This is a genomic window from Sphingomicrobium nitratireducens (genome assembly GCF_026157035.1).
GTDB lineage: Bacteria > Pseudomonadota > Alphaproteobacteria > Sphingomonadales > Sphingomonadaceae > Sphingomicrobium > Sphingomicrobium nitratireducens.
In genome coordinates, this window is record NZ_JANJZA010000001.1 from 1,936,825 (window position 1) to 1,961,565 (window position 24,741).

A 24,741-nucleotide genomic window follows, 5' to 3' on the forward strand; every position below is an offset into this window, starting at 1 on the left:
CGCCCCGCGCTAGCCCTCGCGTCCCAATATGTGATCGGTGAGCGCGCGCAGCCGGTCGAACCCCTCGACCGCCATGCCGCCTGCCTTGGCGGTCGCCGCCGGCGCCCAGGCGTTCGAGAAACCGAGCTTTCCGGCTTCCTTGAGCCTGAGACCGGCATGCGCAACCGAACGCAATTCCCCGGAAAGCGCGACTTCGCCGAAAACAACCGTGCCCGCGGGCACGGCACGTTCCGACAGGGCCGAAACCAAGGCGGCTGCAACCGCGAGGTCGGCCGCCGGATCGCCGAGCCGGTATCCGCCCGCGACGTTGAGATAGACCTCGGTCGAGGCAAAGGAGATGCCGCAGCGCGCCTCGAGTACCGCGAGCAGCATCGCGAGCCGCTGCGAATCCCACCCCACCGCAGAACGCCGCGGGGTCGCACCGCTTGCAAGCCGGACGGTGAGCGCCTGGATTTCGACCAGGACCGGGCGCGTGCCCTCCAGCGCTGGGAAAACGGACGTGCCGCTCATCTCCTCGCCGCGCTCGGTGAGGAATAGCGAGGACGGATTGCCGACCTCGACGAGGCCTTTCCCTTCCATCGCGAAGACGCCGATCTCGTCGGTCCCGCCGAAGCGGTTCTTGGCCGCGCGCAGGATGCGGTACTGGTGGCTGCGCTCGCCTTCAAAGCCCAGCACCGTATCCACCATATGCTCGAGCACGCGCGGCCCCGCGATACTGCCGTCCTTGGTGACATGCCCGACCAGCACGACCGCGCTCCCGCGCTCCTTAGCAAAGCGCACCAGCTCGTGCGCCGATGCGCGCACCTGGCTGACCGTCCCGGGCGCCCCTTCGATCATGTCGCTGTGCATCGTCTGGATCGAATCGATCACCAGAAGCGCGGGCGGCTCGCCTTCGCCGAGCGTCGTCAGGATATCGCGCACCGAGGTCGCAGCCGCGAGCTTGACCGGCGCCTCGCCCAAGCCCAGCCGCAGCGCGCGCAGCCGCACCTGGTCAGCCGCTTCCTCGCCCGACACGTAGACCGCCTGCCGGCCGGCCTTGGCGACATTGGCCGCGACCTGCAGCAGCAGCGTCGACTTGCCGATGCCCGGATCGCCGCCGATCAGCGTCGCCGAGCCCGGCACGATCCCGCCGCCCAGCGCGCGGTCGAACTCAGCGATTCCGGTCGTCATCCGCTCGGGCAGCGCGATGTCGGCATTCAGGCCGACCATCTCGATCCGGGAGCCGCCGCCCTGAAGGTTGTGCTTCTTGGAAAAGGCCGTGACGACGCCCGAGGCGTCCTCAACCAACGTATTCCAGTCGCCACAGTCGGCACACTGCCCCTGCCAGCGCGACGTCACCGTCCCGCAAGCCTGGCAGACATAGCGTTTCTTGGGTTTGGCCATGGCGTCACGCTAGCGGAACATTTGAAGAACGAAAAGCCTTTTCGTAAGCGGAGTCGGCCTCGACCCTTTCACGCTTCCGCTTGAAGTCGATCATATCGTAGCTGGGCGCGACGGATGTCGTGAACATGATGGAGAGCCCAGGTGCCAAGCGCGGCGATCGGGTCGCGAAAACTCTCGCCCAATGACGTGAGTGCATAATCGACCCGGGGAGGACAGGTGTCTTGGACGGTGCGGCTCACGAGCCCGTCGCGCTCGAGTGTCCTGAGCGTGCGCGTCAGCATGCGCTGCGAAATCCCTTCGGCTTCGCGTCTAAGCTGATTGAAGTGGCGTGGACCGGTAGCGAGCACCATCATCACCAGGATCGGCCATTTCTCCGCCAGTCGATAGAGGATCGGCGCGACATCGTTGCAGTTGGCGAAATGCAGTCCCTTGTAGGCGACGTTCATCATGAAGCTCCCGAGATGCCGACGGACCTTGCCAAATCCGTTTCGACACTAAGCGTCCCAACGCACCTTGCAAGATAGGCACATCTTTGTGCCTTCTTGAGCCCACCCGTCACTTTGGTCGAGCATGCCCGTTCAGAATGGCGGGAGAGTGACGTGGCGTTCGATCTTGTGCTGGCGGCGATGATCGCGGCAAGTCCGATCCCGAAGGGCGAGATGGAAACGACCATGGCCGTCACGATGGACGAGGCGGTGGCATTCGCGCTCGATCGGAGCTTTGGCGTCCAGCGCGCCGAACGTAACGTCCAGATCGCAGATCATCAGGTGGACAGCGCCCGTGCGCAAAAACGCATAAAGTTCGACAGTCATCTCCGCGCCGGACAGTCCGCGAACTACAGCGAATTCACCGGCAACGCCTTCAAGTTCAGCAACGCCAAGCCCGATTTCTCCGCGACGATGGGCGCGGTCGCCAGTATTCCCATCGACCTTTGGGGCGTCGCCGGACGGCAGATCCGGCAAGCCCAATATTCGCGCGACAGGGTTTCGCTGGCCTTTGATCAGGCGTTTCTCGGCACGGCGCTCGAAGTCCGCGGAAATTATGTCTTCGCCTTGCAGTCGAAGGAACGCGCCGACGCCAACCGCGCCAGCCAGCAGGAAATCGAGCAGCTCATGGCTCGCCTTCCCCCTGCCCAAGACGACCTCATTACCTATCTCGATTCCGAGCGCGGCCTTGCCGTGCAACAACTTGATTCTTCCGTAACGCAGGAAGAACTTGCCCGCGCTCAATTGGCGCAATCGCTACGTCTTCCCTCGGGCTTGACGCTGACTTTGAGCGACCAGTTGACGCCGTTGGCCGCGACAATGGCTGCAGAACAGCTTTTCGCGACTGCATCGCGGCATCGCTCCGATCTTCTCCAGGCCGAAATCAATCTCGACCAAGCCATGCTTCGACGCGAGCAGGCCAAGGACGGGCGTCGGCCCAATCTGGGGGTCGACGCTTTCGCCGATCAAGGCGTGACAGGGCGAACGCCCTTGTTCGGCGATCTTGATAGCGGACGATCGCTCGGTGTGGGGGTCGCCGCGCGTCTGGTCGTCCCCTTGCTCCATCGCGACGGTGGTGTGCTCAGAAACCAGCGCGCAATTGCCGACCTCCAGGCCGACCAGGCCTTGTCGGACCATGCCGAGGCGCTCGAGCGTGCGACGAACGAGATCGAGCGGCTCCTCATCACCCGAACGCGGCTTGCTGCCCGAATGGAAAAGCTTCCCGACATCGCACGTGCCGAGGCAACGCTAGCTGACGCCGAAGGGCGACTGCTGAGCGCCCCTCCTCGCGACGCGCCGGCCATGCTCGCCCAGGTGACCATTGCGCGCGACAATCTTCGCAGCGCGCGCCTCGCCCGTTCTTCGACACTGGGCGAGCAGGCCAACAATCTGATCGCATTGAGCCGGGCGGTCGGGACAGACCTGTTCGTACTCGGCATCCCGTAGTGGGACAGATCCTCAACGGGCACACAAATGTGCCTAATTGCAAAGACTTGCCACCATTGTCCAACTGAATTGGCGACTGTTTCGCGAACGAGAATAAGGAGATGATTATGACGAAGTTTCTGACGCTGCTATCCGGCTTTGCGCTTTGCGTCGGCGGCGCTTCGGTGGCCGGCGCGACGCCCGACAAACCGATCAATGCATCGATGGTTGGCTCGGGAACGGGCTGCTTCACGCAAGGCGCCAATGGCGTCGAATTGTTCGACCCTGCCTGCTCCACCTTCGCGACGGTCAAGCTCGACCGCGAAGGCAACATCCAGCACTACATCTATCATGACAGCGCACAGCTTCAGGACGGCCAGACCGCACCGGACAGCGCGGTCGTGACGCCCGTCAGCTATGTCGTGTTCGGCCTCTCGTGCGTCGGCAACTCGCGGATCACGCCGACCGGCGCCTACACCTCCAACCAGGTCTGCACTCCGCTCTAGGCGAACCGCAGACCGATTCGAAGGAAAGGGCTAGAGCGGACATTGCCGCGCCGGCCCTTTCCTACTACGCGCAAGGCCATGAGCTTCCTCCCCGAGCCGCTGCGCATCGCCGACTTTCGCGCTTTCGTCACCGCGCGGCTCGCCACCACCATTGCGCAGATGGCGATGGTCATCGTCATCGGCTGGCAGGTCTACGACATCGCGCGCGAGACGATGGGCATCAACGCCGCCGCACTTCGCCTCGGTTTTATCGGGGTCGTCCAGTTCGTGCCGCTGTTCGCGCTGACCCTGGTCTCGGGACACGTAGCCGACCGGTTCGACCGCCGCGTGATCGCTCGTGCCGCCCTCGCGCTCGAATTGTTCTGCGCAGCTGCGCTCGGTGCCCTCGCCTTATCCGGGGCCATGACGCTGACCGCCCTTTACCTCATTGCCGCCTTGCTCGGCGTTGCCCGCGCCTTTGCCGGCCCCGCGCTCAGCGCACTCGCCCCCAACATCGTCCCGCGCGCGATGCTCCCTCGTGCGATCGCCCTTTCCTCGATGGCCTGGCAGGCGGGCACGATCGTCGGCCCCGCAATCGGCGGTTATCTCTACGTCGTCTCGGCCGCGACCGCCTACTTCGGCAGTGCGGCCCTGTTCGCGCTCGCCCTCGCCTGCCTCTTTCTGGTGCGCACCCCCGCCCGCGCCGAGACTTCGGAAAACCCCGACCCCTGGGGCCGGATCAAGCGCGGCCTTCTATACGTGCGTGAAAACCGCCTCGTCCTCGGCGCGATCAGTCTCGACCTGTTCGCGGTCCTCCTCGCTGGCGCGACCGCGATGCTGCCGATCTTCGCGCGCGACATTCTCGGCACCGGTCCCGAAGGCCTCGGGCACCTGCGCGCCGCCCCCGCAGTCGGCGCCACGCTGACCGCCGCCTTCTTCACCTTTCGTCCCCTGAAATCCAATGTCGGCACCAAGATGTTGTGGGCGGTGGCCGTGTTCGGCGCGGCGACAGTCGCCTTCGGCCTGTCGCGCAACATGACGGTTTCGCTCGCCAGCCTCGCCATCCTCGGCGCGGCCGACATGTTCTCGGTCTATGTCCGCCAGTCGCTCATCCAGCTCTATACGCCCGATGCGATGCGCGGACGCGTCGGCGCAGTCTCGACGCTCGCGATCAGCGCTTCCAACGAACTGGGCGAGGCCGAAAGCGGCTTCCTTGCAGCGCTTATCGGCCCGGTCGCCGCCGTGATCGCGGGCGGGGTCGGCGCAATGGCGGTCGTCGCCCTCTGGGCATGGCGCTTTCCCGAGCTTAGACTGGCACGCAATTTCGATCCCCCCGACCCCGACCAGCAGGAGCGTTCGCCATGAAGGCCGCCAATATCCTCGAGACCATCGGTCGCACCCCGCACGTGCGCCTCAACCGCCTGTTCGGGGACAGCGCAGAAATCTGGATCAAGTCGGAACGCGCCAATCCGGGCGGATCGATCAAGGACCGAATCGCGCTCTCGATGATCGAGGACGCCGAGCGTTCGGGCGCGCTCAAGCCCGGCGGGACCATCGTCGAACCAACCAGCGGCAATACCGGGGTCGGGCTCGCCATCGTCGCGGCCGTCAAGGGCTACCGCCTGATCCTCGTCATGCCCGACAGCATGTCGGTCGAGCGCCGCAGACTGATGCTAGCCTACGGCGCCGAATTCGTCCTCACCCCGCGCGAAAAGGGCATGAAGGAATCGATTGCGCGCGCCGAAGCCATCACCGCCGAAACCGAGGGTGCGTGGATGCCGCAGCAGTTCGAGAACCCCGCCAACATCGCCGTCCACGTCGAGACCACCGCTCAGGAGATCCTCGCCGACTTCGCAGACACGCCGTTCGACGCGATGGTGACGGGCGTGGGCACCGGGGGCCACCTCACTGGCTGCGCACGCGTGTTGAAGAAGGCCTGGCCCGACCTCAAGGTGTTCGCGGTCGAACCCGAAATGTCTCCGGTCATCTCGGGCGGCGAGCCGTCGCCCCACCCGATCCAAGGCATCGGCGCGGGCTTCGTTCCCGCCAATCTCGACACCGACATCCTCGACGGGGTGATCCAGGTCGATGCCGAAGAAGCGCGCGAGATGGCCCGTCGCTCGGCGCGCGAGGAAGGGATGCTCGTGGGGATCAGCTCCGGCGCGACACTGGTCGCGATCGGCAAGGCGATCGAAAAGCTGGGGCCCGGCAGGAAGATCCTCGGCTTCAATTACGATACCGGCGAACGTTACCTTTCTGTCCCGGACTTCCTCCCCGAGGAAAGTTAATCCAGCCTCAACCTTCTCTGTAAGACAGCCGGTTAACACCCTTGGGCTATGCCGCATGCCGTGGGAGTGTGTGGAACCGATGACGCGTAACCGTTTTGCCGCCAGCATGCCGCAATCGCCGGAGGGAAGGACCTCCGCGCGCGCCGCCATGCTGTTCGACGTCTCGGTTCCGGAAACCGAAGCCGACAGCCAGATCGCCGAACAACGCGTCGCGCAGCTTCGTCCGCTCCCCGTCCTGCTCGCCTTCTCCCATTTGCTCGCGGGCCTGTTCCTCTACCTCACCGTCCCCTTCGCAAGTGTTCCGGCGCTCATGACCGTCGCGTTCATCACGACCGTTGCGCTCGATCTCGGTGCCTGCCTCATGCTGAAGGCGGCGCCGCGGCTCGAACTTCGCGCGCACAATGTCCAAAGGCTGACGACGGCCTATCTCGCCATCGTCACCTGCCTGTGGTGCGGAATCGGCACCGGCGTCGGCGCGATCGACCCGGTTCATGGCGACCTGTTAACCGAATTCATTATCGGCACCGGCGCCATTTCGCTTGCGCTCGTCGCCATCGCCACGCCAGCGATCGCGATCATGGTCGGCCTGTCGGGCGTGGCGACCACGTCCGTCCTCGGGTCGGCGCCCTACCTCGTGGCGGGGATCGGGGCGATGAGCCTCATCGTCGCCGCCTATTCGACTGCCAATGCCCGCGCCATGCTGGCCGTCGCACGCAAGCGTCTGCGGCTCGACGAGGACGCCCACAAGGCGCTGCGCTTCGTCAACGAATTTGAGAATAGCGGCCAGGGCTGGTTCTGGGAGACCAATGCAAGCGGCCTTCTTACCTACGTCAGCCGCCAGCTCGCCGACGACTTCCGCTGCGAGCCGACCGACCTTCTCGGGCGCCGCTTCACCGATCTGCTCAACGTCGAACAGGCACCGGGCGAGACGCTGCGCGAGGAACGCACACTCGGTTTCCACCTCTCGGCACGCTTTCCCTTCTCCGACGTGGTCGTTCGCCCGGCGAGCGACGAAGACGTCCACTGGTCGATGTCGGGCAACCCGATCTTCTGCGAGAACGGCCGCTTCCTGGGCTTTCGCGGCATGGGCACCGATCTTACCGAACAGCGCCGCAGCGAACAGGAAATCTCGCGCCTCGCGCGGTTCGATTCGCTCACCAGCCTGCCCAATCGTGCGATGATGCGGCAGATGCTCGACGAAGCGCTGCGCAATGCCTCGCGCCGCAAGCGCGGCTGCACCTTGTTCCTGATCGATCTCGATCGGTTCAAGAACGTCAACGATACGCTCGGCCACCCCGTCGGCGACGCGCTGCTGCGCCAGGTTGCCGAACGCCTGACCGCCGTGATGGGCGACCACGGCCAGGTCGGTCGCCTCGGCGGTGACGAATTTAAAGCGGTGTTGCCCGGGATCGTCGAGACGGGCCTCCTCGAATCGCTCGCACGCACCATGATCGACCAGGTATCGCGGCCCTATGTCGTCGAAGGCCACCGAGTAACCATCGGCGCCTCAATCGGCATTGCCATCGGCGATCCCGACCGCGCCTGCGCCGACAGCATGATCCGAAACGCCGATCTCGCGCTCTACGCCGCAAAGGCGGCAGGGCGCGGCAAGCATTTCTTCTTCGAGCCCTCGATGCACAGCGAAGCGACCGAGCGTCAGATGCTCGAGAACGACCTGCGCGGCGCGATCGAACGCGGCGAGCTGTGGGTTTCCTACCAGCCGCTCGTGCGCGCGACTTCCGAGGACGTGTGCGGTTTCGAGGCGCTGGTGCGCTGGGACCACCCGACCCGCGGCGCGATTTCGCCCGAACGGTTCATTGCGATCGCGGAAGAGTGCGGCCTGATCCCGTCGATCGGCAAGTGGGTCCTCGACCAGGCGGTCGCCGAAGCGATCCACTGGCCCGACAGCGTGCGGATTGCGATCAACCTCTCCCCGATCCAGTTCAACGATCCCAAGATTGTCGAAACCGTCGCGCAAGTGATCGAGAAACACGGCCTCAGGGCCGAACGGCTCGAACTCGAAATCACCGAAGGCGTGTTCCTTGCGGATAGCGATGCGACCGAGGAAACTTTCGCGCGTCTCAAGTCGCTTGGCGTCCGCCTCGCGCTCGACGATTTCGGCACCGGCTATTCCTCGCTCGGCTATCTGAAGAAGGCACCGTTCGACAAGATCAAGATCGACCAGAGCTTCGTGCGCGGGGCGACGTCGGAAACCGGACGCCACAGCGCGATCATCCGTGCCATCGTCACGCTCGCCGATAGTCTCGGCATGGACACCACGGCCGAGGGTGTCGAAACGCACGACGTCCTCAATCTCGTTCGCGATTTCGGGGTCAGCCAGATCCAGGGCTTCATCTTCGGAAAGCCCGTGCGCGGCGAGGAAGCGCGCGAGTTGGCCAAGGCCGCGTCCGTCGTTCCCGAGGGCTTCAGCACCACCCGAGAACCGCGCCACCGCCTGATGCGCCGCGCGATCGTCTCTCTTCACGGCGCGCCGACCGAGATCCGATTGCGCAACATCTCCGCCATGGGCGCTCTCGTCGAATGCCCGGTCCCCCTCGCGCCGGGAACCGCGCTCACGATCGACATTGTCGGGGTCGGCCCGGTCGTCGGTACCGTTCGCTGGGCGCAATCGTCCCGCTTCGGTATCCAATTCGAGGAAGCCTTCGACCTGTCACGGCTGACCGCGGTCAAGCCGAAGGAACACTCGCCGAGCGTGATGCGCCCCTGGTACGTCGACCAGGCGGTCGGCTAGCGGCCTCGGCCTAGGCTGCCGTCTCGAACGCCTCGACCGGTAGTGCCATCACGCTGTCCGCACCCGCTTCGACCTGTCGCCGTAGCCCGCTGGCAAGCGGCAGGTGGCGATCGGCGTAGTAGCGCGCGGTGGCGATCTTGGCCTCGTGGAACGCCTTGTCCTCGCTGTCCTTCAGGCCGGCGCTGGCGCCAGCCATCTTGAGCCACATCCAGCCGAGCGATACGAGCCCCATCAGCTCCATGTACGGGTAAGCGCCAGCACCGGCATTGTTGGGGTTGGCCATACCGTTCTGAGCGAGCCACATGGTCGCGCCCTGGAGATGACCGACCGCCTTTTCGAGCGGCTCGGCAATGCCGGCGGGATCGCCCGCCTGACGCGCTGCCGCGATATCCTCGGCCAGCACCTCGAAGAAAGCCCGCACCGCACGCCCGCCATTCTGCCCCAGCTTGCGTCCGACGAGATCCATGGCCTGCACGCCGTTGGTGCCCTCGTAAATCTGGGCGATGCGCGCGTCGCGCACGAACTGCTCCATACCCCATTCTCGGATGTAACCGTGCCCGCCGAACACCTGCTGGGCCTGGACCGTGGTCTCGAAGCCCCTGTCGGTGAGGTAGCCCTTGATGACCGGCGTCAGGAGCGAGACGAGGTCGTCGGCGCGCTCGCGCTCGGCTTCGTCCTGCGACTTGTGCGACAAGTCGACCTGCAGCGCCCCCCACAGGATAAGCGCCCGCGCCGCCTCGTTGAACGACTTGGCATCGAGCAGCATGCGGCGCACGTCGGGATGGACGAACAGGTTATCCGCCTTCGCGTCCATGTCGCGGTCCTCTGGCTTGAGGGCGCGGCCCTGCTTGCGATCCTTCGCGTAGGCGACCGCGTTCTGGTAGGCGACCTCGCCCTGCGCGAGGCCTTGAAGGCCAACACCGAGACGCGCCGCGTTCATCATGATGAACATCGCGGCGAGGCCCTTTTCCTTCTCGCCGATCAGGTAACCCGTCGCCCCGTCATAATTCATGACGCAGGTCGAGTTGCCGTGGATCCCCATCTTCTCCTCGATCGAGCCACAGCTGACCGCATTGCGTTCACCCACAGTGCCATCCTCGTTGACGAGGAACTTGGGCACGATGAACAGCGAGATGCCTTTCACGTTGTCAGGGCTGTCGGGCATCTTGGCGAGCACCATGTGGATGATGTTCTCGGAGAGGTCGTGCTCGCCGGCCGAGATGAAGATTTTGGTGCCGGTGATCTTGTAGGTACCGTCGTCCTGCGGCACCGCCTTGGTCTTGAGCAGGCCGAGATCGGTCCCGCAATGCGGCTCGGTGAGGTTCATCGTGCCGGTCCAGACGCCCGACACCATGTTGGGCAGATAGGTATCCTTCTGTTCGTCGGTACCGACCACCAGCATCGCGGCGATCGCCCCTGCGGTGAGGCCGTGATACATCTCGAAGCCCTGGTTGGCGGCGACGAAATATTCGCTCACCGCGGTCGAAAGCGCGTGCGGCAGGCCCTGCCCGCCATATTGCTCGGGAAAGGCCAGCGTCGACCAGCCGCCCTCGCAGAACTGCTTGTAGGCGTCCTTGAAACCCGTCGGCGTGGTCACGCTCGCATCGTCGTGTCGCGTGCAGCCTTCCTCGTCGCCCACGCGGTTGAGCGGCGCCAGAACGTCGGCCGCCAGCTTGCCCGCCTCGTTCAGCACCGCCTCGACGATGTCGGGCGAGGCATTCTCGAAGCCCGGCAGGTTGGTGTAGTTCTGCAGGCCGACAATATGATCGAGCACGTACTTCGTGTCGCGAACGGGGGCGGTGTAGACGGGCATATCAGTCCTCTATTTGCTCCTGGAGCAGGCCAATAAAGCCTTCCAGTTCCTCGATGGTTTCGTCGATATCGGCTTTCTGCCGGGTCAGCGCGTCGATCCGCTCGCGGCACTTGTCGAGCGTCATCTCGCGCTGTTTGCGGCGCGCGTCTCCAAGGTCGTAGAGATCGAGCAGTTCGCCGATTTCGGACAGGGAAAAGCCCACGCGCTTGCCGCGCAGGATCCAGGCGAGGCGCGCACGGTCACGCTCCGAATAAATGCGCTGCGTACCTTCGCGGCGGGGCGAGATCAGCTGCTCGTCCTCGTAGAAGCGCAGCGCCCGGGCGGTGACCCCGAACTCCTCGCACAATTGTCCGATCGAATAGGTTGCGCTGTCGGCCAACATGACCACAGGGCTAGTTTACGTTTCCGTAAAGGTCAACCGAGTTGCGACGAGCAACCGATCCGCCGCGATCAGCAGAGCGGGTCGCCCGCGACATCGGTCAGCGTGCCGGGCCGCGCCTCGCTGCGCATGACGGTTTGTCCGCCTAGCTCCACGTCGCTGCCGCAGTAATAGGCGCACGCCTCTCCGCTATCCCCGAAGCGGAGCGTCTCGCCCTCGGCCAGAATCGGAATCCGGCATTGCTCGTCGCCCCGCGGTAGGAAGGTCATGCCCTCGCCATCCACCTCGATGCGCCCTTCGGCCATGCAATTGGCATTGCCCGTCTCGGCGTAGAGGATGAAAGCCGCCTCGCCTCCCTCATCGACGCAAAGGCCGCCCCGCGTTTCGTCCGTCCACAAGCCGGGTCCGAGGCCCGCCGTTCGTGCCTCCTCGCTCTCCCCACCACAGGAAGCCAGCGCAAGGCTCAGCACGATCATCGCGGCAAGACGCATTTTGAACGCTTTCGTTTCGTTGCGGTACAGGACGGGCCTAGGGTCGCACATTCTTTGTGACAAGATGGCGACAAGTCGGCCCATCTTTCCTATAGGGGCACCCCACGCCCTCAAACGGATTCGCCCGATGCTGACGACCAACCCGTTCGACGACGACAAGCTCAAGGAAGAATGCGGCGTATTCGGCGTGTGGGGTGCCGAGGGCGCGGCCAATCTTGCCGCGCTCGGGCTGCACGCGCTCCAGCACCGTGGCCAGGAGGCCGCGGGCATCGTCAGCTTCGATGGCAAGACTCATCGCGCACACCGTGCCATGGGCCATGTCGCCGGCAACTTCGACAGCGATGCCGTGATGAACAAGCTCGCGGGGCACGCGGCCATCGGGCACGTGCGCTATTCGACCACCGGCGAGACCGCGCTGCGCAACGTCCAGCCACTGTTCGCCGATCTGGCCGAGGGCGGCTTTGCGGTCGCGCATAACGGCAATCTTTCCAACGCCATGACGATCCGCGGCGAGATGATCCGGCGCGGGTCGATCTTCCAGTCGACCAGTGACACCGAAGTCATCATCCACCTGGCGGCTACCTCGTCCTTTTCCACGCCGATGGATCGCCTGATCGACGCGCTCAAGCAGGTCGAGGGTGCCTACTCTCTCCTTTGCCTCGTCCCGGAAGGCCTGATCGCCTGCCGGGACCCGCTCGGCGTGCGACCGCTTGTGATGGGCAAGTTCGGCGAGGCTACGGTTTTCGCCTCGGAGACGGTTGCGCTCGACGTGATCGGCGCGACCTTCCTGCGCGAGGTCGAACCGGGCGAGCTCGTCCTCGTCAATGACGAGGGCGTGCGCAGTTTCCGCCCGTTTGAGAAGGCGCGCCCGCGCCCCTGCATTTTCGAGCATGTCTATTTCTCGCGCCCCGACAGCGTCTTCGAGGGCGTGTCGGTCTACGAGACCCGCAAGGCGATCGGCGCGATGCTGGCGCGCGAGGCTCCGGTCGAGGCGGACTATGTCGTCCCCGTCCCCGACAGCGGGGTGCCCGCGGCGATCGGCTACAGCCAGGAATCGGGCATCCCGTTCGAACTCGGCATCATCCGCTCGCACTATGTCGGGCGAACATTCATCCAGCCGACCGACGGCATCCGTCACCTCGGCGTCAAGCTCAAGCACAACGCGAATGCCCGCTTCATCGAAGGCAAAAAGCTCGTTCTCATCGACGACAGCATCGTGCGCGGGACGACGTCGATGCGCCTCGTGCAGATGATGCGCGACGCGGGTGCGGCGGAAATCCACATGCGCATCGCCTCGCCCCCGACGCGGCACAGCTGCTTTTACGGGGTCAACACGCCCGACCGCGCCAAGCTGTTGGCAGCACAGATGGATACGGCGGCGATGGCCGACTACATCAAGGCCGACAGCCTCGCCTTCATCACCCTCGACGGCCTCTATCGCGCGCTGGGCGATGCACGCGACGATGCCGCCCCGCAGCGTTGCGACGCCTGCTTCTCGGGTGACTATCCGACGCGGCTGACTGACCAGGAACTCAAACGCGAAGGCAAGCTCAAGCTCGTTTCGCGCAACTAACCGACGGAAAAATACAAGCATGACCGACACGAAGCCCTTCGAGGGCAGGATTGCGCTCGTCACGGGCGCCAGCCGCGGCATCGGCGCCGCCACAGCAGAAGCGCTCGCAGCCGCTGGCTCGCATGTAGTGATGGTGGCGCGCACCGCCGCCGAGATGGAAAAGGTCGAGGAGCGTATCCACGAAGCCGGCGGCAGCGCCACGCTCGCCCCGCTCGACCTGCTCGAGGACGGCGCCATCGGCCGCCTCGCCCAGGCGATCGGCGAGCGCTGGGAGAAGCTCGATATGCTCGTTCTCAATGCCGCGACCCTCGGATCGCTGACCCCGGTCGAACATATCGACGGCAAGGAATTCGGGCGCACCGTTGCGCTCAACCTGATGGCCAACCAGGCGCTGATCGCGGGCTTCGACCCTCTGCTGCGCCGCGCCGACAAGGCCGAGGTCGTCGGCGTGACGTCGTCGGTGGGCGCCACGCCGCGCGCTTACTGGGGCGCCTATGGTGCTTCGAAAGCCGCATTCGACACGTTGCTCGGCGCCTATGCCGATGAGAACGAGCATGCCGGCAAGATCCGCGTCCACATCGTCGATCCGGGCAAGACCCGCACCGCGATGCGCGCGCGCGCTTTCCCCGGTGAAGACGAAACGACGCTAAAGGATCCGGCGGTGGTCGCCAACGCGATCGTCGCGCGTCTCCAATCGGATGCCCCGACCGGCGGCCGCCTTACCGTCGACGGCTAGGCCTTCGCCAGCGTCACCTGCGCGACGTCGATCCCGCGACCGCGGAAACCGCCTTCGCAATACATCAAGTAAAATCGCCACAAGCGGTGGAAGCGGTCGCTGAACCCCTCGACGCGTCCGCTGTCGACTGCGTCGTCATAGCGCTGGCGCCACTGGAACAACGTCTCGGCATAATCGAGCCCGAACCCGTGGCGGTCGGCCCAGCCCAGCCCGCGCTCGGCCGCGAGCGCTTCGAAGCGCGGCTCGTCGATCAGCATCCCGCCCGGGAATATATAGGCCTGGATGAAGTCGGCACCGGCGCGGTAGGCGTCGAACAAGTCATGCTCGATCGAGATGAACTGGAGCGCCGCCTTCCCGCCCGGCTTGAGGTTGCGCGCGATGGTATCCATGTAGGCTGGCCACCAGCGCTCGCCGACCGCCTCGACCATCTCGACCGAGGCGATCGCGTCAAATTTCTCGGAAATCTGCCGATAATCCTGCAACCTGATTTCGATCCGGTCACTTAGTTGTAAAGAGGCAATCTTTTTATCGGCAAAACCTTTCTGCTCTGCAGATAAGGTCAGACCGACCACGTACGCGCCTCTCTTTGCCGCTTCGATCGCCAGCGTTCCCCACCCGCACCCGATCTCGAGCAGCCGGTCGCCCGGCTTGAGGTCGAGCCGGTCGAGCAGTGCATGCACCTTGCGCAGCTGCGCCACCTCGAGATCGTCGCCGTCAGCGAACAGCGCAGAGGAATAGCTCATCGTCGGATCGAGCCACGCCGCGTAGAAGTCGTTCCCCAGGTCGTAATGCGCCGCGATATTCTCCCGCGCCTGCACCAGCCCGTTGTCGCGCAGCTTGTGCGCCGCCGCGTTGATCCAGCGCATCGGCCCCTTGGCCCGCGCGGCATCGCCGAGGCTCTTGGCGTTCGCCATGAACAGGGCGAAGCCGGACACCATGTCGGGCGAGGAGCATTCACCCGCTTCGTATGCCTTGTACCAGCCGACCGTGCCCGACAGGCCGAGGCGTACCAGTGCGGCATAGCTGTGGAGGTGAATGACCGCCACGGGGCCGGGACCGCGAAAACCGACCCTGCGGCGCGTCCCGTCGGGCAGGATGACGTCCATCCCGCCATGTTCGATGCGGCGGTCGAACGTGTCGAGCAGCCCCTTGAAGAAGGGCGCGGCGAGCCGCCCGATCAATCCATCGCCAGTCGCGAAATGCCGGTCCGCTTGGACCAGGTGTTCGCCGCGCGTCGCCATCAATGCCCCTCTACTTGGTGTCGCGGTAGGCGCTTAGCGCCCTCTCCCGTCCCTCCTTATGCTCGACCAGCTTTTTCGCATAGCCCTCGGGTGCACATCCGGCCTCGTGCGGGTCGTGAATTGCGGCGTCGGACAGGTCAGCCAGTTCGGGCACCCATTCGCGGATATAGGCCGCCGCATCGAACTTATCCGACTGGGACAGCGGCGCCATGACGCGGTTAAACTGCTGGCTCGCCGTCCCGGTACCCGCAATCCACTGCCAGTTGAGCGAATTGTTGCCATAGTCGGCATCGACCAGGCAGTCCCAGAACCACTTCGCCCCGCGCTCCCAATGGATCAGCAGGTGCTTGGTGAGGAAGGAGGCCGCGAGCATGCGCACGCGATTATGCATCCATCCCGTCGCCCACAATTGTCGCATCCCGGCATCGACGATCGGATAACCGGTCTCGCCCCTGGTCCAGGCCTCGAAGTCCGCGTCCGCCGCCGACCCTGTGCGGTAGGCCAGTTTCTGCATCTTCTCGCGCCCCGTCTCCCAGCCGATCGAGGGTTGGGCGCGCATCGCCTGCCGCGCAAAATCGCGCCAGCCCAGCTCCTTGAGGAATTTCGCTCCGCCTTTCAGATCGAGCGCGTGCCACACCTGCCGCGCGCTCACTTCGCCCATGTGAAGGTGCGGCGACAGGCGGCTCGTCCCTTCCTCCGAAGGCAGGTTACGCGTATTCGCATAGGCCGAGACTTCCTCGGCAAAGTCGTCGAGCCTCTCGCGCCCGCCCTCCTCGCCCGGCGTCCAGTCGCCGGAGAATTTCGACGCCCAGTTCGGATCAGTAGGGAGCAGGTCCCAGTCCTCGAGCCGGTCTCCCTTGGGCCCTTCGCCATAATCGATGCGCGCCGGCCGCTCGATCGGCGCGGGCGGCGGCAACTGCTCGCTCAGCGCCCGCCAGAACGGCCCATAGACCTTGTAGGGCTCGCCCGCCCCCGTGCAGACCTGCTCGGACGAAACGAGGCATTCGCCATCGTGCAGCACCAGCCGCTCGCCGAGCGCGTCCTGCTGCTCCACGCTCCAAGGTTCGTAGAGGCGCGTCGCGTGGATTTCCTCCGCCCCGATCGCGTCGGCAACCTCGGCGACGATCTCGGCAGCGTTACCGCGCCGCAGCATCAGATGCCCGCGAAGCTGTTCGTCGAGCGCTGCGAGGCTGTGATGCAGCCACCATTTCTGCGCCGCGCCCATTGCATAGCCGTGGGTCGGCGTTTCCTCGTCGAGCACATACAAGGGTATGATCGTTCCGCCGTCGCACGCAGCGACTAGGGCATGATTGTCGGAAAGGCGCAGATCGCGCCGGAACCACATCAGTCGGGGGGCTGCCATTTCGCCCCAACCGCTCGCTTGGTGCGCGGGTTCCGCCCGATCAGAGCTCGTGCGGTTCCTTCTCGACCTGCCAGGTCTGGCCCTTGGCGACGAGCTTCTGGAGATCGGCATTCTTGCCTTCGGACGCGGCGCGATTCTGCTCGATCACCGCGCTTTCGAATGTCGGAGCGGGGTCTTCGTAGAGGACGCCGAGCGCGACAGGGAAGATGTCGCCAGGCATTTCCGCGAGCAGCAGCGCGAGCGCTCGGTTCCGCGGATCGTGCACCAGCACCTCGTCACTGTCGCCCGCGACGACCTTGAGCGCCTTGGTCCCGGCATCGAACGCGACACCCTTCTCCCCCTTGGCGAACAGCATCTTCTCGCCGGCTTCGAGCCACAGCTGCTTTTCGTCGGCGACGCTGCGATCGGTGAATGGCGCGAACACGTCGTCATTGTAGACGATGCAATTCTGGAAGATCTCAATGAACGCCGCACCCTTGTGCGCGTGACCCGCCTTGAGGACCTCGGGAAGCTTCTTGTTGACGTCGATCCCGCGCGCCACGAAACGCGCGCCCGCGCCAAGCGCGAAGCTGGCGGGAATGGCAGGCCGGTCGACCGAACCGAACGGCGTCGAGGGGCTGCGCGTGCCGATCCGGCTGGTCGGCGAATATTGCCCCTTGGTGAGGCCGTAAATCTCGTTGTTGAACAGCAGGAGCTGGCAGTCGAGATTGCGCCGCAAAAGGTGCATCGTGTGGTTGCCGCCGATGCTCAATGCATCTCCGTCGCCGGTGATGATCCACACGTCGAGCTCGGGATTAGCCAGCTTGACCCCCGTCGCCACCGCGCAGGCACGCCCGTGGATCGTGTGGAAGCCGTAGCTCGCCATGTAGTACGGAAACCGGCTCGAGCAACCGATGCCCGAGACGAACACGGTCTTCTCGATCGCCGTGCCGAGGTCGGGCATGGTCCGCTGCACCGCCTTGAGCACCGCATAGTCGCCGCAGCCCGGGCACCAGCGCACTTCCTGGTCGCTGGCCCAATCCTTGAGGGTGGTGACGTTGTTCATGGCTCAAAGGCCTCCGTTGAAGGCGACGAGAATCAGGACGACCACGACAAGCAGCGCGATCAGCGGGAAGGCGTTCATCGGTTTGGGCGTCGGCTCGCTCATGCCAGCGACTCCTCGATGGCGGCCTCGATCTCGGCGATGCGGAAGGGTTGGCCCGACACCTTGTTGAGCGGCTGGGCATCGACCAGGAACTGGTCGCGTAGCAGCGTCTTCAACTGCCCCATATTCATCTCGGGCACGAGAATCCGGTCGTAGCCGCGCAGCAGCTCGCCAAGATTTTTCGGGAACGGCGCGATATGGCGGAGGTGAATGTGGCTGACATCAAGGCCGCGCGAACGGCTTCGCCGTACCGCCTGGTGGATCGGCCCGAAGGTCGAGCCCCAGCCGACCAGCGCCAGCTTGCCGCTCGTTTCGCCGAGGCACACGTCCTGGTTGGGGATGGTGTCGGCGACATTTGCGACCTTGGCCGCGCGCTCCGCGGTCATCTGCGCGTGGGCCTGCGGAGAATAGTCGATGTTGCCAGTAACCGGCGCCTTCTCGATTCCGCCGATGCGATGCTCGAGCCCGGGCGTGCCCGGCTTGATCCACGGCCGCGCGCCATCGGCGTTGCGCGCATAGGGCTCGACCGAGAAATCGCCCTTGGGCGCCACTGCGAACTTGACCGGGAACGGCTCGTAGCCGTCCATGTCGGGCACCTTCCACGGCTCGGCGGCATTGGCGATATAGCCGTCGGTCAGCAGGATCACCGGGGTCATGTAGCGCGTCGCGATGCGGCAAGCCTCGATCGCGCAATCGAACGCATCGGCGGGCGAGCGCGCCGCAATCACCGGGATCGGCGCATCGCCGTTTCGCCCGTAGACCGCCTGGTAGAGGTCGGACTGCTCGGTCTTGGTCGGAAGGCCGGTCGACGGCCCGCCGCGCTGCGAATTGACGATCACCAGCGGGATTTCGGTCATCACCGCCAGACCCATCGCCTCGCCCTTGAGCGCGATGCCCGGACCCGAAGACGACGTGACGCCAAGGCTACCCGCATAGCTCGCCCCGATCGCGGCGCAGATCGCAGCGATCTCGTCCTCGGCCTGGAAAGTGGTGATGCCATATTCCTTGAGGCGCGAAAGGTGGTGGAGCAGAGCGGAGGCGGGCGTAATCGGATAGCCCCCGAAGAACATCGGCAAGCCCGCCAACTGCGACCCCGCGACCAGCCCGAGCGCAAGGCTCTCCGCGCCCGTGACGGTGCGATAGAGGCCGGGTTCGGCAGGCGCCGGGTCGATATGACGCTGGCCGACCTGTCCGCCCAGTTCCGCCGTCTCGCCATAGGCGTGGCCCGCATTGATCGCGGCGATATTCGCCTCGGCGATTTCGGGCATCTTGGCGAATTTCTGCTTGAGCCACTCGACCACCGGCGCGCGCGAGCGATCGAACATCCACAGCGCGAGGCCCAGCGTCCACATGTTCTTCGAGCGCAGGGCTTCCTTGTTGGAAAGCCCGAACTCCTTGACCGATTCCAGCGTCAGCGCGCTGATGTCGAACGCCAGCACCTTCCACTTGGCAAGGCTCCCGTCCTGAAGCGGATCGGCTTCGTAGCCGGCCTTGTCGAGGTTGCGCTTGTTGAACGCGCCGGTGTCGGCGATCACTAGTCCGCCCTCGCGCAGCTGCTGGACGTTCATCTTGAGCGCCGCCGGGTTCATCGCGATCAGCACGTCGGGCTGGTCGCCCGCAGTCTCGATCGCGCTCGACCCGAAATTGATCTGGAAGGCGGAGACGCCGAACGTGGTGCCCTGCGGCGCGCGGATCTCGGCCGGAAAGTCGGGGAAGGTCGCAAGATCGTTGCCCGCCAGCGCGGTCGACAGGGTGAATTGCCCGCCGGTCAGCTGCATGCCGTCGCCGCTATCGCCCGCAAAGCGGACCACGACCGCTTCGCCGCGATCGCTATTGGCGGCTTCTTCCTCGGTCAGCCTGTGCGTCGCCGACACCATCAGCACATTCCCTTCATACTCTGCCTAGCGCGTGCCCTTAGAGCCGTGAAGAGCGCTTCGCCACCCCTCAAAACTGCGCTAAGGCCGCCTCCATGTCCAACGAGAACCGCTACCGGCTCGGTGCCGGCATCATGCTGATCAATTCCGACCGCCTCGTCTGGGTCGGTCGCCGCATCGACAACAAGGACGAGGCCTGGCAGATGCCGCAGGGCGGCATCGACAAGGGCGAGGACCCGCGCGCTGCCGCGATGCGCGAGCTCGAAGAGGAAACGGGAATCGCGCCAGCGCTCGTCCGTCAGGTCGAGGACGCCCCGGTGCTCGAACTCGCCTACGACCTCCCCGAGACGCTGCGCGGTCACCTGTGGGGCGGCAAATATGTCGGCCAGCGCCAGCATTGGTTTCTCAAGCGCTTCCACGGCAGCGACGCCGATGTCGACATCGCCACCGAGCATCCCGAGTTCAGCCACTGGAAGTGGGTCGAACCGCGGCTGCTTCCCGAACTCATCGTCCCGTTCAAGCGCGACATGTACCGCGCCATCGTCGACGGCTTCGCCCGCTGGCTTTAGGCGAATTGTCCCGCTAGACAGCCTCGCCATGGGCAAGTTGACCGATCAGGAACAGGCCGCCGTCGAGCGCGCGCGCGGTGCGCAGGACGAGATGCTGCGCCACACCGAACGCTGGGCGGTGATCAATTCGGGCTCGCGCAACCTGTCCGGCCTCGCCGAGGTCGGCGCCGAGCTGGCGGACGCCTTTTCCGACCTTCCCGGCGAGATCGAGATGGTCGACCCCGCCCCCGTCACCGCGATCGACGATGGCGGCAAGGAATATGACATCCCGCACGGGCACCACCTCCACATGCGCGTGCGCCCCGATGCCCCGCTCCAGCTTTTGTTCACGGGCCACATGGACACGGTGTTCCCGGTCGATCACCCGTTCCAGAAACTTCACTGGATCGAGGAGAACGCAGTGCTCGGCGGCCCTGGCGTTGCCGACATGAAGGGCGGACTCGCCGTGATGCTCGCGGCGCTTCGCTCGATCGAGGCCGACCCGGCCGCCGCATCGATCGGCTACGAAGTCATCATCAATTCCGACGAGGAAGTCGGCTCGCTCAGTTCCGCGCCGCTCATTGCGCGCTGCGCCGAGGGCAAGCGCGCCGCGCTGACCTACGAGCCCTCCGCCCTACCCGATGGCACGCTGGCGGGCGCACGTTCGGGCAGCGGCAACTTCTCCTTCACTGTCCACGGCAAGTCCGCCCATGCCGGCCGCAACCCGCGCGACGGACGCAATGCGCTGGTCGCCGCGGCGGACTTGGCGCTGCGCCTCAAGGCCGGAATGGATGACACGCTGTCGGTCAATCCCGCGAAGATCGACGGTGGCAGCCCCAACAATGTCGTGCCCGACCTTGCGATCCTGCGCGTCAACATGCGCCCCGTCTCGACCGACGACCAGGCGCGCGCCGAGGCGCTGGTCGCGCGCGAAGTGGCCGCAGTCGCTGCCGAGCACGACGTGACGATCGACCGCCATGGAGGCTTCGCCCGCCCGCCCAAGCCGATGACCCCCGACATGGAAAAGCTGTTCACGCTGGTCCAAGGCGCGGGCCGCGACCTCGGCCAGGAAATCGGCTGGAAAGCGACCGGAGGCGTGTGCGACGGCAACAATATCGCCGCCAAGAAGGTGCCCGTCGTCGACACGATGGGCGTGCGCGGCGGCGCCATCCATTCGCCCGAAGAATTTTTGATCGTCGAGAGCCTTGCCGAACGCGCGGCGCTCTCGGCCCTGACCATCCTGAGGATTGCCAATTCATGACCCACCGCATTCGCGCGGCGCGGCCCGACGATGTCGATGCCCTTTACGATCTCGCAAAGCTGACAGGGGGCGGGTTTACCAACCTGCCGGCCGACAAGGCGACGCTCGAGGCCAAGCTCTCCCGCTCGGCCGAGGGCTTTTCCCGCGAAGGCGAAGGACAGGGCGATGATCTCTACGTTTTCATGCTGGAGAACGTGGAGACGGGCCAGATCCGCGGCACCTGCCAGGTGTTTGGTAAGGTCGGGGTGAAGCAGCCCTTCTATTCCTACCGCATCTCGACGCTGACGCAGAAGAGTGCCGAACTCGACCGAATGTTCTCGAACAAGCTCCTGACCCTGTGCACCGATCTCGAGGGATCGAGCGAGGTCGGCGGCCTGTTCCTCCACCCGGCCGAACGCGCCGGCGGCCTCGGCATGCTATTGGCGCGCTCGCGCTACCTCTTCATCAAGCAGCACCGCCCGCGCTTCGGCGCGCGCATCCTTGCCGAATTGCGCGGCGTGATGGACCAGGCTGGACACTCGCCCTTCTGGGACGCGATCGGCGGACGCTTCTTCGGCATGACCTTCCCCGAAGCGGACGAGTTCAACGCCGTCCACGGGACCCAGTTCATCGCCGACCTGTTCCCCAAGAGCCCGATCTACGTCTCGATGCTCCCCGAAAGTGCGCAGGCGGTGATCGGCCAGCCGCACCCGACCGGTCGCGCGGCCCTCAAGATGCTCCAGCGCGAGAACTTCGTATGGGACTGCTATGTCGATATTTTCGACGGCGGTCCGACCGTCGTCGCGCCGACCGACCAGGTCAAATCGGTCGCCGATGCCGAATGGTATCGTGTCGAGGACGAGTTCAGTGGCGAAGGCGGCGACAAGATGATGGTGGCCACCGGGCGCCTCGAGAACTTTATGTGCTGCCAAGCAGTCGGTCGCATCGAGGATGGCGCCATCCGCCTCTCGCCGCAGGCGATGGAGATTCTCGACCTCGAAATCGGCGACCGCGTGCTCGCGGTGGGACGCTAGGCGATGATCCGCGAAATCAACTTCGACGGGCTGATCGGCCCCAGCCACAATTATGCCGGGCTCAGCCTCGGCAACCTCGCCTCGACCCGCAACGCCGGCGACGTCTCGCAGCCGCGCGCTGCCGCCCTTCAGGGGATCGAGAAGATGCGCGCCAACCTTGCGCTGGGCCTCGTCCAAGGCGTTTTCCTGCCCCAGCCGCGCCCCGCCACCGACTGGCTCGACGCCCTCGGCGCTGAGTTCCTGACCGCGCCGCATGCGCTCGCCGCCAACGCCATGTCCGCGTCCTCGATGTGGGCCGCCAATGCCGCCACCGTCAGTCCCGCGCCCGACGCGGCGGACGGGCGCTGCCACCTCACCGTCGCCAACCTCAAGACGATGGCACACCGCAGCCACGAATGGCCTTTCACGCTTCGACAGCTTCAGCTTGCGTTCGCCGACAAGGACCGTTTCGCCGTCCACGGCCCTGTTCCGACCGCTTTCGGCGACGAAGGCGCGGCCAACTTCATGCGGCTTTGCGAAGGCCATGACGCGAAGGGCGTCGAGATCTTCGTCTACGGCGTCTCGGGCGGCCCCTTCCCCGCGCGCCAGCATATCGAAGCCAGCCGCGCCATTGCCCGCCTCCACCGGCTCGATCCGGATTGCACCCTGTTCGTCCAGCAGTCGGAAGAAGCGATCGCGGCCGGCGCCTTCCACAACGACGTGGTCGCAGTCGCCAACGAGCGCGTGCTGTTCAGCCATGAAAAGGCGTTCGCGGACCGCGACGACACGCTGATGCGCATCGCCGGGCGTTTCCCCGCACTCCAGCATGTCGAAGTGCCCGATGCCGAAGTCCCGCTGGCCGACGCCATTTCGAGCTATCTGTTCAACGCTCAGCTGGTCACCCCGCCCGACGGCACGATGACCTTGGTCGTGCCGAGCGAATGCCGCGAGACGCCGAGCGTCTGGGCGTGGCTGGGGAAGCACCTCGCCTCGAACGGTCCGATCCGCAAGGTCGAAGTGGTCGATGTGCGCCAGTCGATGGCCAACGGTGGCGGCCCCGCCTGCCTGCGCCTGCGCGTCGCCTGCGATCCCGACCATGTCGACCCGCGCTTCCTTGTCGACGAGGCCAAGCTCGATGCGATGGCGCAGACGGTGTCGCGCTACTGGCCCGAGGAAGTGGACGCGCGCGAACTCCAGTCTGAAACGCTCGTCCGCACGGTACGTGACGCCCACGCCGCGATTATCGATACATTAAATCTAAACGAGTTAACGTCGATTTAATTGACACTTAATCATTCGCTTTAAGAGCTTTTTGGCGGAACTCTGGGCTTGGCACGGCGTTTGCTTAACTTATTGCGATGCTCAAGAAGTTCGGCAGACTGTTCGTGATCAAGACGCGCTGGGAAGCGTGGCTGGTCACGTACGCCATCGCGCTGGGCGCGGTCGAACGGGGCAAGACCTATCTCGCGAATTATCCCGGCGGCTGGGGCCTGGCTCTTTTCTTCGCCTGCCTCGGCGTCGTGTTCCTCGCCGGCGCGAAGCTACTCGACAGCGTTCGACCGGCAGAGCCGCGCATCGTCGAAGGCCCGCATCCGGCGCTGGCACGGCATGCCGCCTCGCCCGCGCGCCGTCACGTCAGCGATATTCAGCGTACGGGGTCCCGCCGGCAACGCGCAGCGTCACGACGCTGACGTCACACAGGTTCACGCCGGACCACACCAGCGTCTGCCCGCCTGCTTGCGCCTGAATGTCGAACGCGCAATCCGGATTGGAAAACTTCACTGCCTGGCGGGCATCGGGCGCAGGGGCCGAGCCGAGCGGCTGCCAGGCCGCGGTGCCCGTGCGCCGGATCGACAGGTCGCCGAGCGCATTGCCGGTCCCGTTGACGAGGGTGAAGTCGGTCGCCTGGGCGAACAGCGGGGCGCTCGTGGAGACGCAAAGCGCGAGCGCGAACAAGGGAAGCATCTTCATGGCTTCCTTATAGCCTAGACTCACCCGAACGGGAAATGTCATGCCTTCCGCTCCGGGCGCTTGGGGGCGATTCGCGCACGTTTACGCGTGATTCACTTTTTCCGGTCAGTCTGCGTTTCGATCGCCGCGAAATGGGAGGTGGATTGTGCGTACCGAATCCGATCACCGCTTCTATGCGCGCCGCGCTGCCGAAGAGCGCACGGCCGCGATGCGATCGGTCACTGCCGCAGCCAAGTCGCGTCACGAGATGCTCGCCGCCGAGTTCGCGGCGCGGGCGCAGAAATACCAACCGATTTCCGCCTGACGTACCGGCTTCGGAGCCGACGCAAACGAAAAGCCGCGCAGGGTTTCCCCGACGCGGCTTTTTCTTTGCGGAGCCAATGGCGCGCCCGGAAGGATTCGAACCTCCGGCCTTCTGATTCGTAGTCAGATGCTCTATCCAGCTGAGCTACGGGCGCTTGGGCTGGAGGGCGCAATAGTGGGGCATGTCCAAGGGCGCAACCCCCTCTTTTGAACAAAATGTCCAATCGCATTGTC

At 65.2% G+C, this 24,741-nt stretch carries 23 protein-coding genes and 1 tRNA gene; 13 read left to right on the top strand and 11 right to left on the bottom strand.

The window, feature by feature from the left end; translation table 11 throughout:
* Positions 1 to 9: 9 nt before the first annotated feature.
* Together radA and NNY25_RS09865 are read right to left on the bottom strand one after the other, a co-directional pair.
* Positions 10 to 1,383 carry a DNA repair protein RadA gene (gene radA, locus NNY25_RS09860; protein ID WP_265571207.1) on the bottom strand — a complete coding sequence of 458 codons (1,374 nt, stop codon included), beginning with the start codon at positions 1,381 to 1,383 and terminating at the stop codon, positions 10 to 12.
* Positions 1,384 to 1,451: 68 nt separating this feature from the next.
* Entirely contained in the window at positions 1,452 to 1,832 is a 381-nt protein-coding gene (locus NNY25_RS09865; RefSeq protein ID WP_265571209.1) for a winged helix-turn-helix transcriptional regulator, read from the bottom strand.
* A 150-nt stretch (positions 1,833 to 1,982) separates the two neighbouring features.
* Between NNY25_RS09865 and NNY25_RS09870 the strand changes: the two genes are divergently transcribed.
* The 5 genes from NNY25_RS09870 to NNY25_RS09890 all read left to right on the top strand — a co-directional run bounded on the left by NNY25_RS09870 (position 1,983) and on the right by NNY25_RS09890 (position 8,818).
* On the top strand, positions 1,983 to 3,314 hold the full coding sequence (locus tag NNY25_RS09870) for a TolC family protein (protein ID WP_265571210.1): 1,332 nt from the start codon (positions 1,983 to 1,985) through the stop codon (positions 3,312 to 3,314).
* Between the two features lie 107 nt (positions 3,315 to 3,421).
* Complete coding sequence (locus NNY25_RS09875) at positions 3,422 to 3,799, top strand: hypothetical protein (protein WP_265571211.1); 378 nt, start codon at positions 3,422 to 3,424, stop codon at positions 3,797 to 3,799.
* A 78-nt stretch (positions 3,800 to 3,877) separates the two neighbouring features.
* A complete protein-coding gene (locus NNY25_RS09880; RefSeq protein ID WP_265571212.1) occupies positions 3,878 to 5,143 on the top strand; it encodes an MFS transporter in 1,266 nt (421 codons plus the stop codon).
* Positions 5,140 to 6,066, top strand: coding sequence for a cysteine synthase A (gene cysK / locus NNY25_RS09885; RefSeq protein WP_265571213.1), 927 nt, complete (start codon positions 5,140 to 5,142; stop codon positions 6,064 to 6,066). The genes NNY25_RS09880 and cysK overlap by 4 nt, the downstream gene beginning before the upstream one ends.
* Positions 6,067 to 6,145: 79 nt before the next feature.
* Entirely contained in the window at positions 6,146 to 8,818 is a 2,673-nt protein-coding gene (locus tag NNY25_RS09890) for a putative bifunctional diguanylate cyclase/phosphodiesterase (RefSeq protein WP_265571214.1), read from the top strand.
* 10 nt (positions 8,819 to 8,828) lie between these two features.
* On the opposite strand, the gene NNY25_RS09895 is transcribed toward NNY25_RS09890, so the two are convergent.
* The 3 genes from NNY25_RS09895 to NNY25_RS09905 all read right to left on the bottom strand — a co-directional run bounded on the left by NNY25_RS09895 (position 8,829) and on the right by NNY25_RS09905 (position 11,501).
* The gene (locus NNY25_RS09895; RefSeq protein WP_265571215.1) at positions 8,829 to 10,631 is read right to left on the bottom strand and encodes an acyl-CoA dehydrogenase C-terminal domain-containing protein; all 1,803 of its coding nucleotides are present in this window, start codon (positions 10,629 to 10,631) and stop codon (positions 8,829 to 8,831) included.
* Position 10,632: 1 nt separating this feature from the next.
* On the bottom strand, positions 10,633 to 11,013 hold the full coding sequence (locus NNY25_RS09900) for a MerR family transcriptional regulator (RefSeq protein WP_265571217.1): 381 nt from the start codon (positions 11,011 to 11,013) through the stop codon (positions 10,633 to 10,635).
* Positions 11,014 to 11,081: 68 nt separating this feature from the next.
* A complete protein-coding gene (locus NNY25_RS09905) occupies positions 11,082 to 11,501 on the bottom strand; it encodes a hypothetical protein (protein ID WP_265571219.1) in 420 nt (139 codons plus the stop codon).
* Positions 11,502 to 11,628: 127 nt separating this feature from the next.
* Here NNY25_RS09905 and purF point away from each other — a divergent pair, with 127 nt between their 5' ends.
* Positions 11,629 to 13,074 carry an amidophosphoribosyltransferase gene (gene purF / locus NNY25_RS09910; RefSeq protein ID WP_265571221.1) on the top strand — a complete coding sequence of 482 codons (1,446 nt, stop codon included), beginning with the start codon at positions 11,629 to 11,631 and terminating at the stop codon, positions 13,072 to 13,074.
* Positions 13,075 to 13,093: 19 nt separating this feature from the next.
* Positions 13,094 to 13,810 carry an SDR family NAD(P)-dependent oxidoreductase gene (locus NNY25_RS09915; RefSeq protein ID WP_265571222.1) on the top strand — a complete coding sequence of 239 codons (717 nt, stop codon included), beginning with the start codon at positions 13,094 to 13,096 and terminating at the stop codon, positions 13,808 to 13,810.
* Here the strand turns inward: NNY25_RS09915 and NNY25_RS09920 are convergent.
* The 4 genes from NNY25_RS09920 to NNY25_RS09935 all read right to left on the bottom strand — a co-directional run bounded on the left by NNY25_RS09920 (position 13,807) and on the right by NNY25_RS09935 (position 19,435).
* Positions 13,807 to 15,051, bottom strand: coding sequence for an SAM-dependent methyltransferase (locus NNY25_RS09920; RefSeq protein ID WP_265571223.1), 1,245 nt, complete (start codon positions 15,049 to 15,051; stop codon positions 13,807 to 13,809). The two genes, NNY25_RS09915 and NNY25_RS09920, sit on opposite strands and share 4 nt — an antisense overlap.
* A gap of 10 nt (positions 15,052 to 15,061) precedes the next feature.
* Positions 15,062 to 16,414 carry a cryptochrome/photolyase family protein gene (locus NNY25_RS09925; protein ID WP_265571224.1) on the bottom strand — a complete coding sequence of 451 codons (1,353 nt, stop codon included), beginning with the start codon at positions 16,412 to 16,414 and terminating at the stop codon, positions 15,062 to 15,064.
* Positions 16,415 to 16,454: 40 nt separating this feature from the next.
* The gene (locus NNY25_RS09930) at positions 16,455 to 17,459 is read right to left on the bottom strand and encodes a 2-oxoacid:ferredoxin oxidoreductase subunit beta (RefSeq protein ID WP_265571226.1); all 1,005 of its coding nucleotides are present in this window, start codon (positions 17,457 to 17,459) and stop codon (positions 16,455 to 16,457) included.
* A 98-nt stretch (positions 17,460 to 17,557) separates the two neighbouring features.
* Positions 17,558 to 19,435: a 2-oxoacid:acceptor oxidoreductase subunit alpha gene (locus NNY25_RS09935; RefSeq protein WP_265571228.1), complete on the bottom strand. Its 1,878-nt coding sequence runs from the start codon at positions 19,433 to 19,435 to the stop codon at positions 17,558 to 17,560.
* Between the two features lie 92 nt (positions 19,436 to 19,527).
* Here NNY25_RS09935 and NNY25_RS09940 point away from each other — a divergent pair, with 92 nt between their 5' ends.
* The 5 genes from NNY25_RS09940 (at position 19,528) to NNY25_RS09960 (ending at position 23,924) form a co-directional block, all read left to right on the top strand.
* Positions 19,528 to 20,001: an RNA pyrophosphohydrolase gene (locus tag NNY25_RS09940; protein WP_265571229.1), complete on the top strand. Its 474-nt coding sequence runs from the start codon at positions 19,528 to 19,530 to the stop codon at positions 19,999 to 20,001.
* A 28-nt stretch (positions 20,002 to 20,029) separates the two neighbouring features.
* Positions 20,030 to 21,241 (top strand): hydrolase, encoded by a 1,212-nt coding sequence (locus tag NNY25_RS09945; protein ID WP_265571230.1) that lies wholly within the window; start codon positions 20,030 to 20,032, stop codon positions 21,239 to 21,241.
* Positions 21,238 to 22,254, top strand: coding sequence for an arginine N-succinyltransferase (locus NNY25_RS09950; protein ID WP_265571232.1), 1,017 nt, complete (start codon positions 21,238 to 21,240; stop codon positions 22,252 to 22,254). The genes NNY25_RS09945 and NNY25_RS09950 overlap by 4 nt, the downstream gene beginning before the upstream one ends.
* A gap of 3 nt (positions 22,255 to 22,257) precedes the next feature.
* Complete coding sequence (locus NNY25_RS09955) at positions 22,258 to 23,514, top strand: N-succinylarginine dihydrolase (protein WP_265571233.1); 1,257 nt, start codon at positions 22,258 to 22,260, stop codon at positions 23,512 to 23,514.
* 77 nt (positions 23,515 to 23,591) lie between these two features.
* Positions 23,592 to 23,924, top strand: a complete 333-nt coding sequence (locus NNY25_RS09960; RefSeq protein ID WP_265571235.1) for a hypothetical protein — start codon at positions 23,592 to 23,594, stop codon at positions 23,922 to 23,924.
* On the opposite strand, the gene NNY25_RS09965 is transcribed toward NNY25_RS09960, so the two are convergent.
* On the bottom strand, positions 23,869 to 24,204 hold the full coding sequence (locus NNY25_RS09965; protein ID WP_265571236.1) for a hypothetical protein: 336 nt from the start codon (positions 24,202 to 24,204) through the stop codon (positions 23,869 to 23,871). The two genes, NNY25_RS09960 and NNY25_RS09965, sit on opposite strands and share 56 nt — an antisense overlap.
* A 145-nt stretch (positions 24,205 to 24,349) precedes the next feature.
* Between NNY25_RS09965 and NNY25_RS09970 the strand changes: the two genes are divergently transcribed.
* Complete coding sequence (locus tag NNY25_RS09970; protein WP_265571238.1) at positions 24,350 to 24,508, top strand: hypothetical protein; 159 nt, start codon at positions 24,350 to 24,352, stop codon at positions 24,506 to 24,508.
* Between the two features lie 77 nt (positions 24,509 to 24,585).
* Here NNY25_RS09970 and NNY25_RS09975 read toward each other — a convergent pair.
* Positions 24,586 to 24,662 (bottom strand) — tRNA-Arg (locus NNY25_RS09975).
* Positions 24,663 to 24,741: the final 79 nt, after the last annotated feature.

Coding starts and splice junctions, on each gene's coding strand:
- radA (WP_265571207.1), bottom strand. CDS start 1,383: ATGGCCAAACCCAAGAAACGCTATGTCTGCCAGGCTTGCGGGACGGTG.
- NNY25_RS09865 (WP_265571209.1), bottom strand. CDS start 1,832: ATGATGAACGTCGCCTACAAGGGACTGCATTTCGCCAACTGCAACGAT.
- NNY25_RS09875 (WP_265571211.1), top strand. CDS start 3,422: ATGACGAAGTTTCTGACGCTGCTATCCGGCTTTGCGCTTTGCGTCGGC.
- NNY25_RS09880 (WP_265571212.1), top strand. CDS start 3,878: ATGAGCTTCCTCCCCGAGCCGCTGCGCATCGCCGACTTTCGCGCTTTC.
- cysK (WP_265571213.1), top strand. CDS start 5,140: ATGAAGGCCGCCAATATCCTCGAGACCATCGGTCGCACCCCGCACGTG.
- NNY25_RS09890 (WP_265571214.1), top strand. CDS start 6,146: ATGACGCGTAACCGTTTTGCCGCCAGCATGCCGCAATCGCCGGAGGGA.
- NNY25_RS09895 (WP_265571215.1), bottom strand. CDS start 10,631: ATGCCCGTCTACACCGCCCCCGTTCGCGACACGAAGTACGTGCTCGAT.
- NNY25_RS09900 (WP_265571217.1), bottom strand. CDS start 11,013: ATGTTGGCCGACAGCGCAACCTATTCGATCGGACAATTGTGCGAGGAG.
- NNY25_RS09905 (WP_265571219.1), bottom strand. CDS start 11,501: ATGCGTCTTGCCGCGATGATCGTGCTGAGCCTTGCGCTGGCTTCCTGT.
- purF (WP_265571221.1), top strand. CDS start 11,629: ATGCTGACGACCAACCCGTTCGACGACGACAAGCTCAAGGAAGAATGC.
- NNY25_RS09915 (WP_265571222.1), top strand. CDS start 13,094: ATGACCGACACGAAGCCCTTCGAGGGCAGGATTGCGCTCGTCACGGGC.
- NNY25_RS09920 (WP_265571223.1), bottom strand. CDS start 15,051: ATGGCGACGCGCGGCGAACACCTGGTCCAAGCGGACCGGCATTTCGCG.
- NNY25_RS09925 (WP_265571224.1), bottom strand. CDS start 16,414: ATGGCAGCCCCCCGACTGATGTGGTTCCGGCGCGATCTGCGCCTTTCC.
- NNY25_RS09930 (WP_265571226.1), bottom strand. CDS start 17,459: ATGAACAACGTCACCACCCTCAAGGATTGGGCCAGCGACCAGGAAGTG.
- NNY25_RS09935 (WP_265571228.1), bottom strand. CDS start 19,435: ATGGTGTCGGCGACGCACAGGCTGACCGAGGAAGAAGCCGCCAATAGC.
- NNY25_RS09940 (WP_265571229.1), top strand. CDS start 19,528: ATGTCCAACGAGAACCGCTACCGGCTCGGTGCCGGCATCATGCTGATC.
- NNY25_RS09945 (WP_265571230.1), top strand. CDS start 20,030: ATGGGCAAGTTGACCGATCAGGAACAGGCCGCCGTCGAGCGCGCGCGC.
- NNY25_RS09950 (WP_265571232.1), top strand. CDS start 21,238: ATGACCCACCGCATTCGCGCGGCGCGGCCCGACGATGTCGATGCCCTT.
- NNY25_RS09955 (WP_265571233.1), top strand. CDS start 22,258: ATGATCCGCGAAATCAACTTCGACGGGCTGATCGGCCCCAGCCACAAT.
- NNY25_RS09960 (WP_265571235.1), top strand. CDS start 23,592: ATGCTCAAGAAGTTCGGCAGACTGTTCGTGATCAAGACGCGCTGGGAA.
- NNY25_RS09965 (WP_265571236.1), bottom strand. CDS start 24,204: ATGAAGATGCTTCCCTTGTTCGCGCTCGCGCTTTGCGTCTCCACGAGC.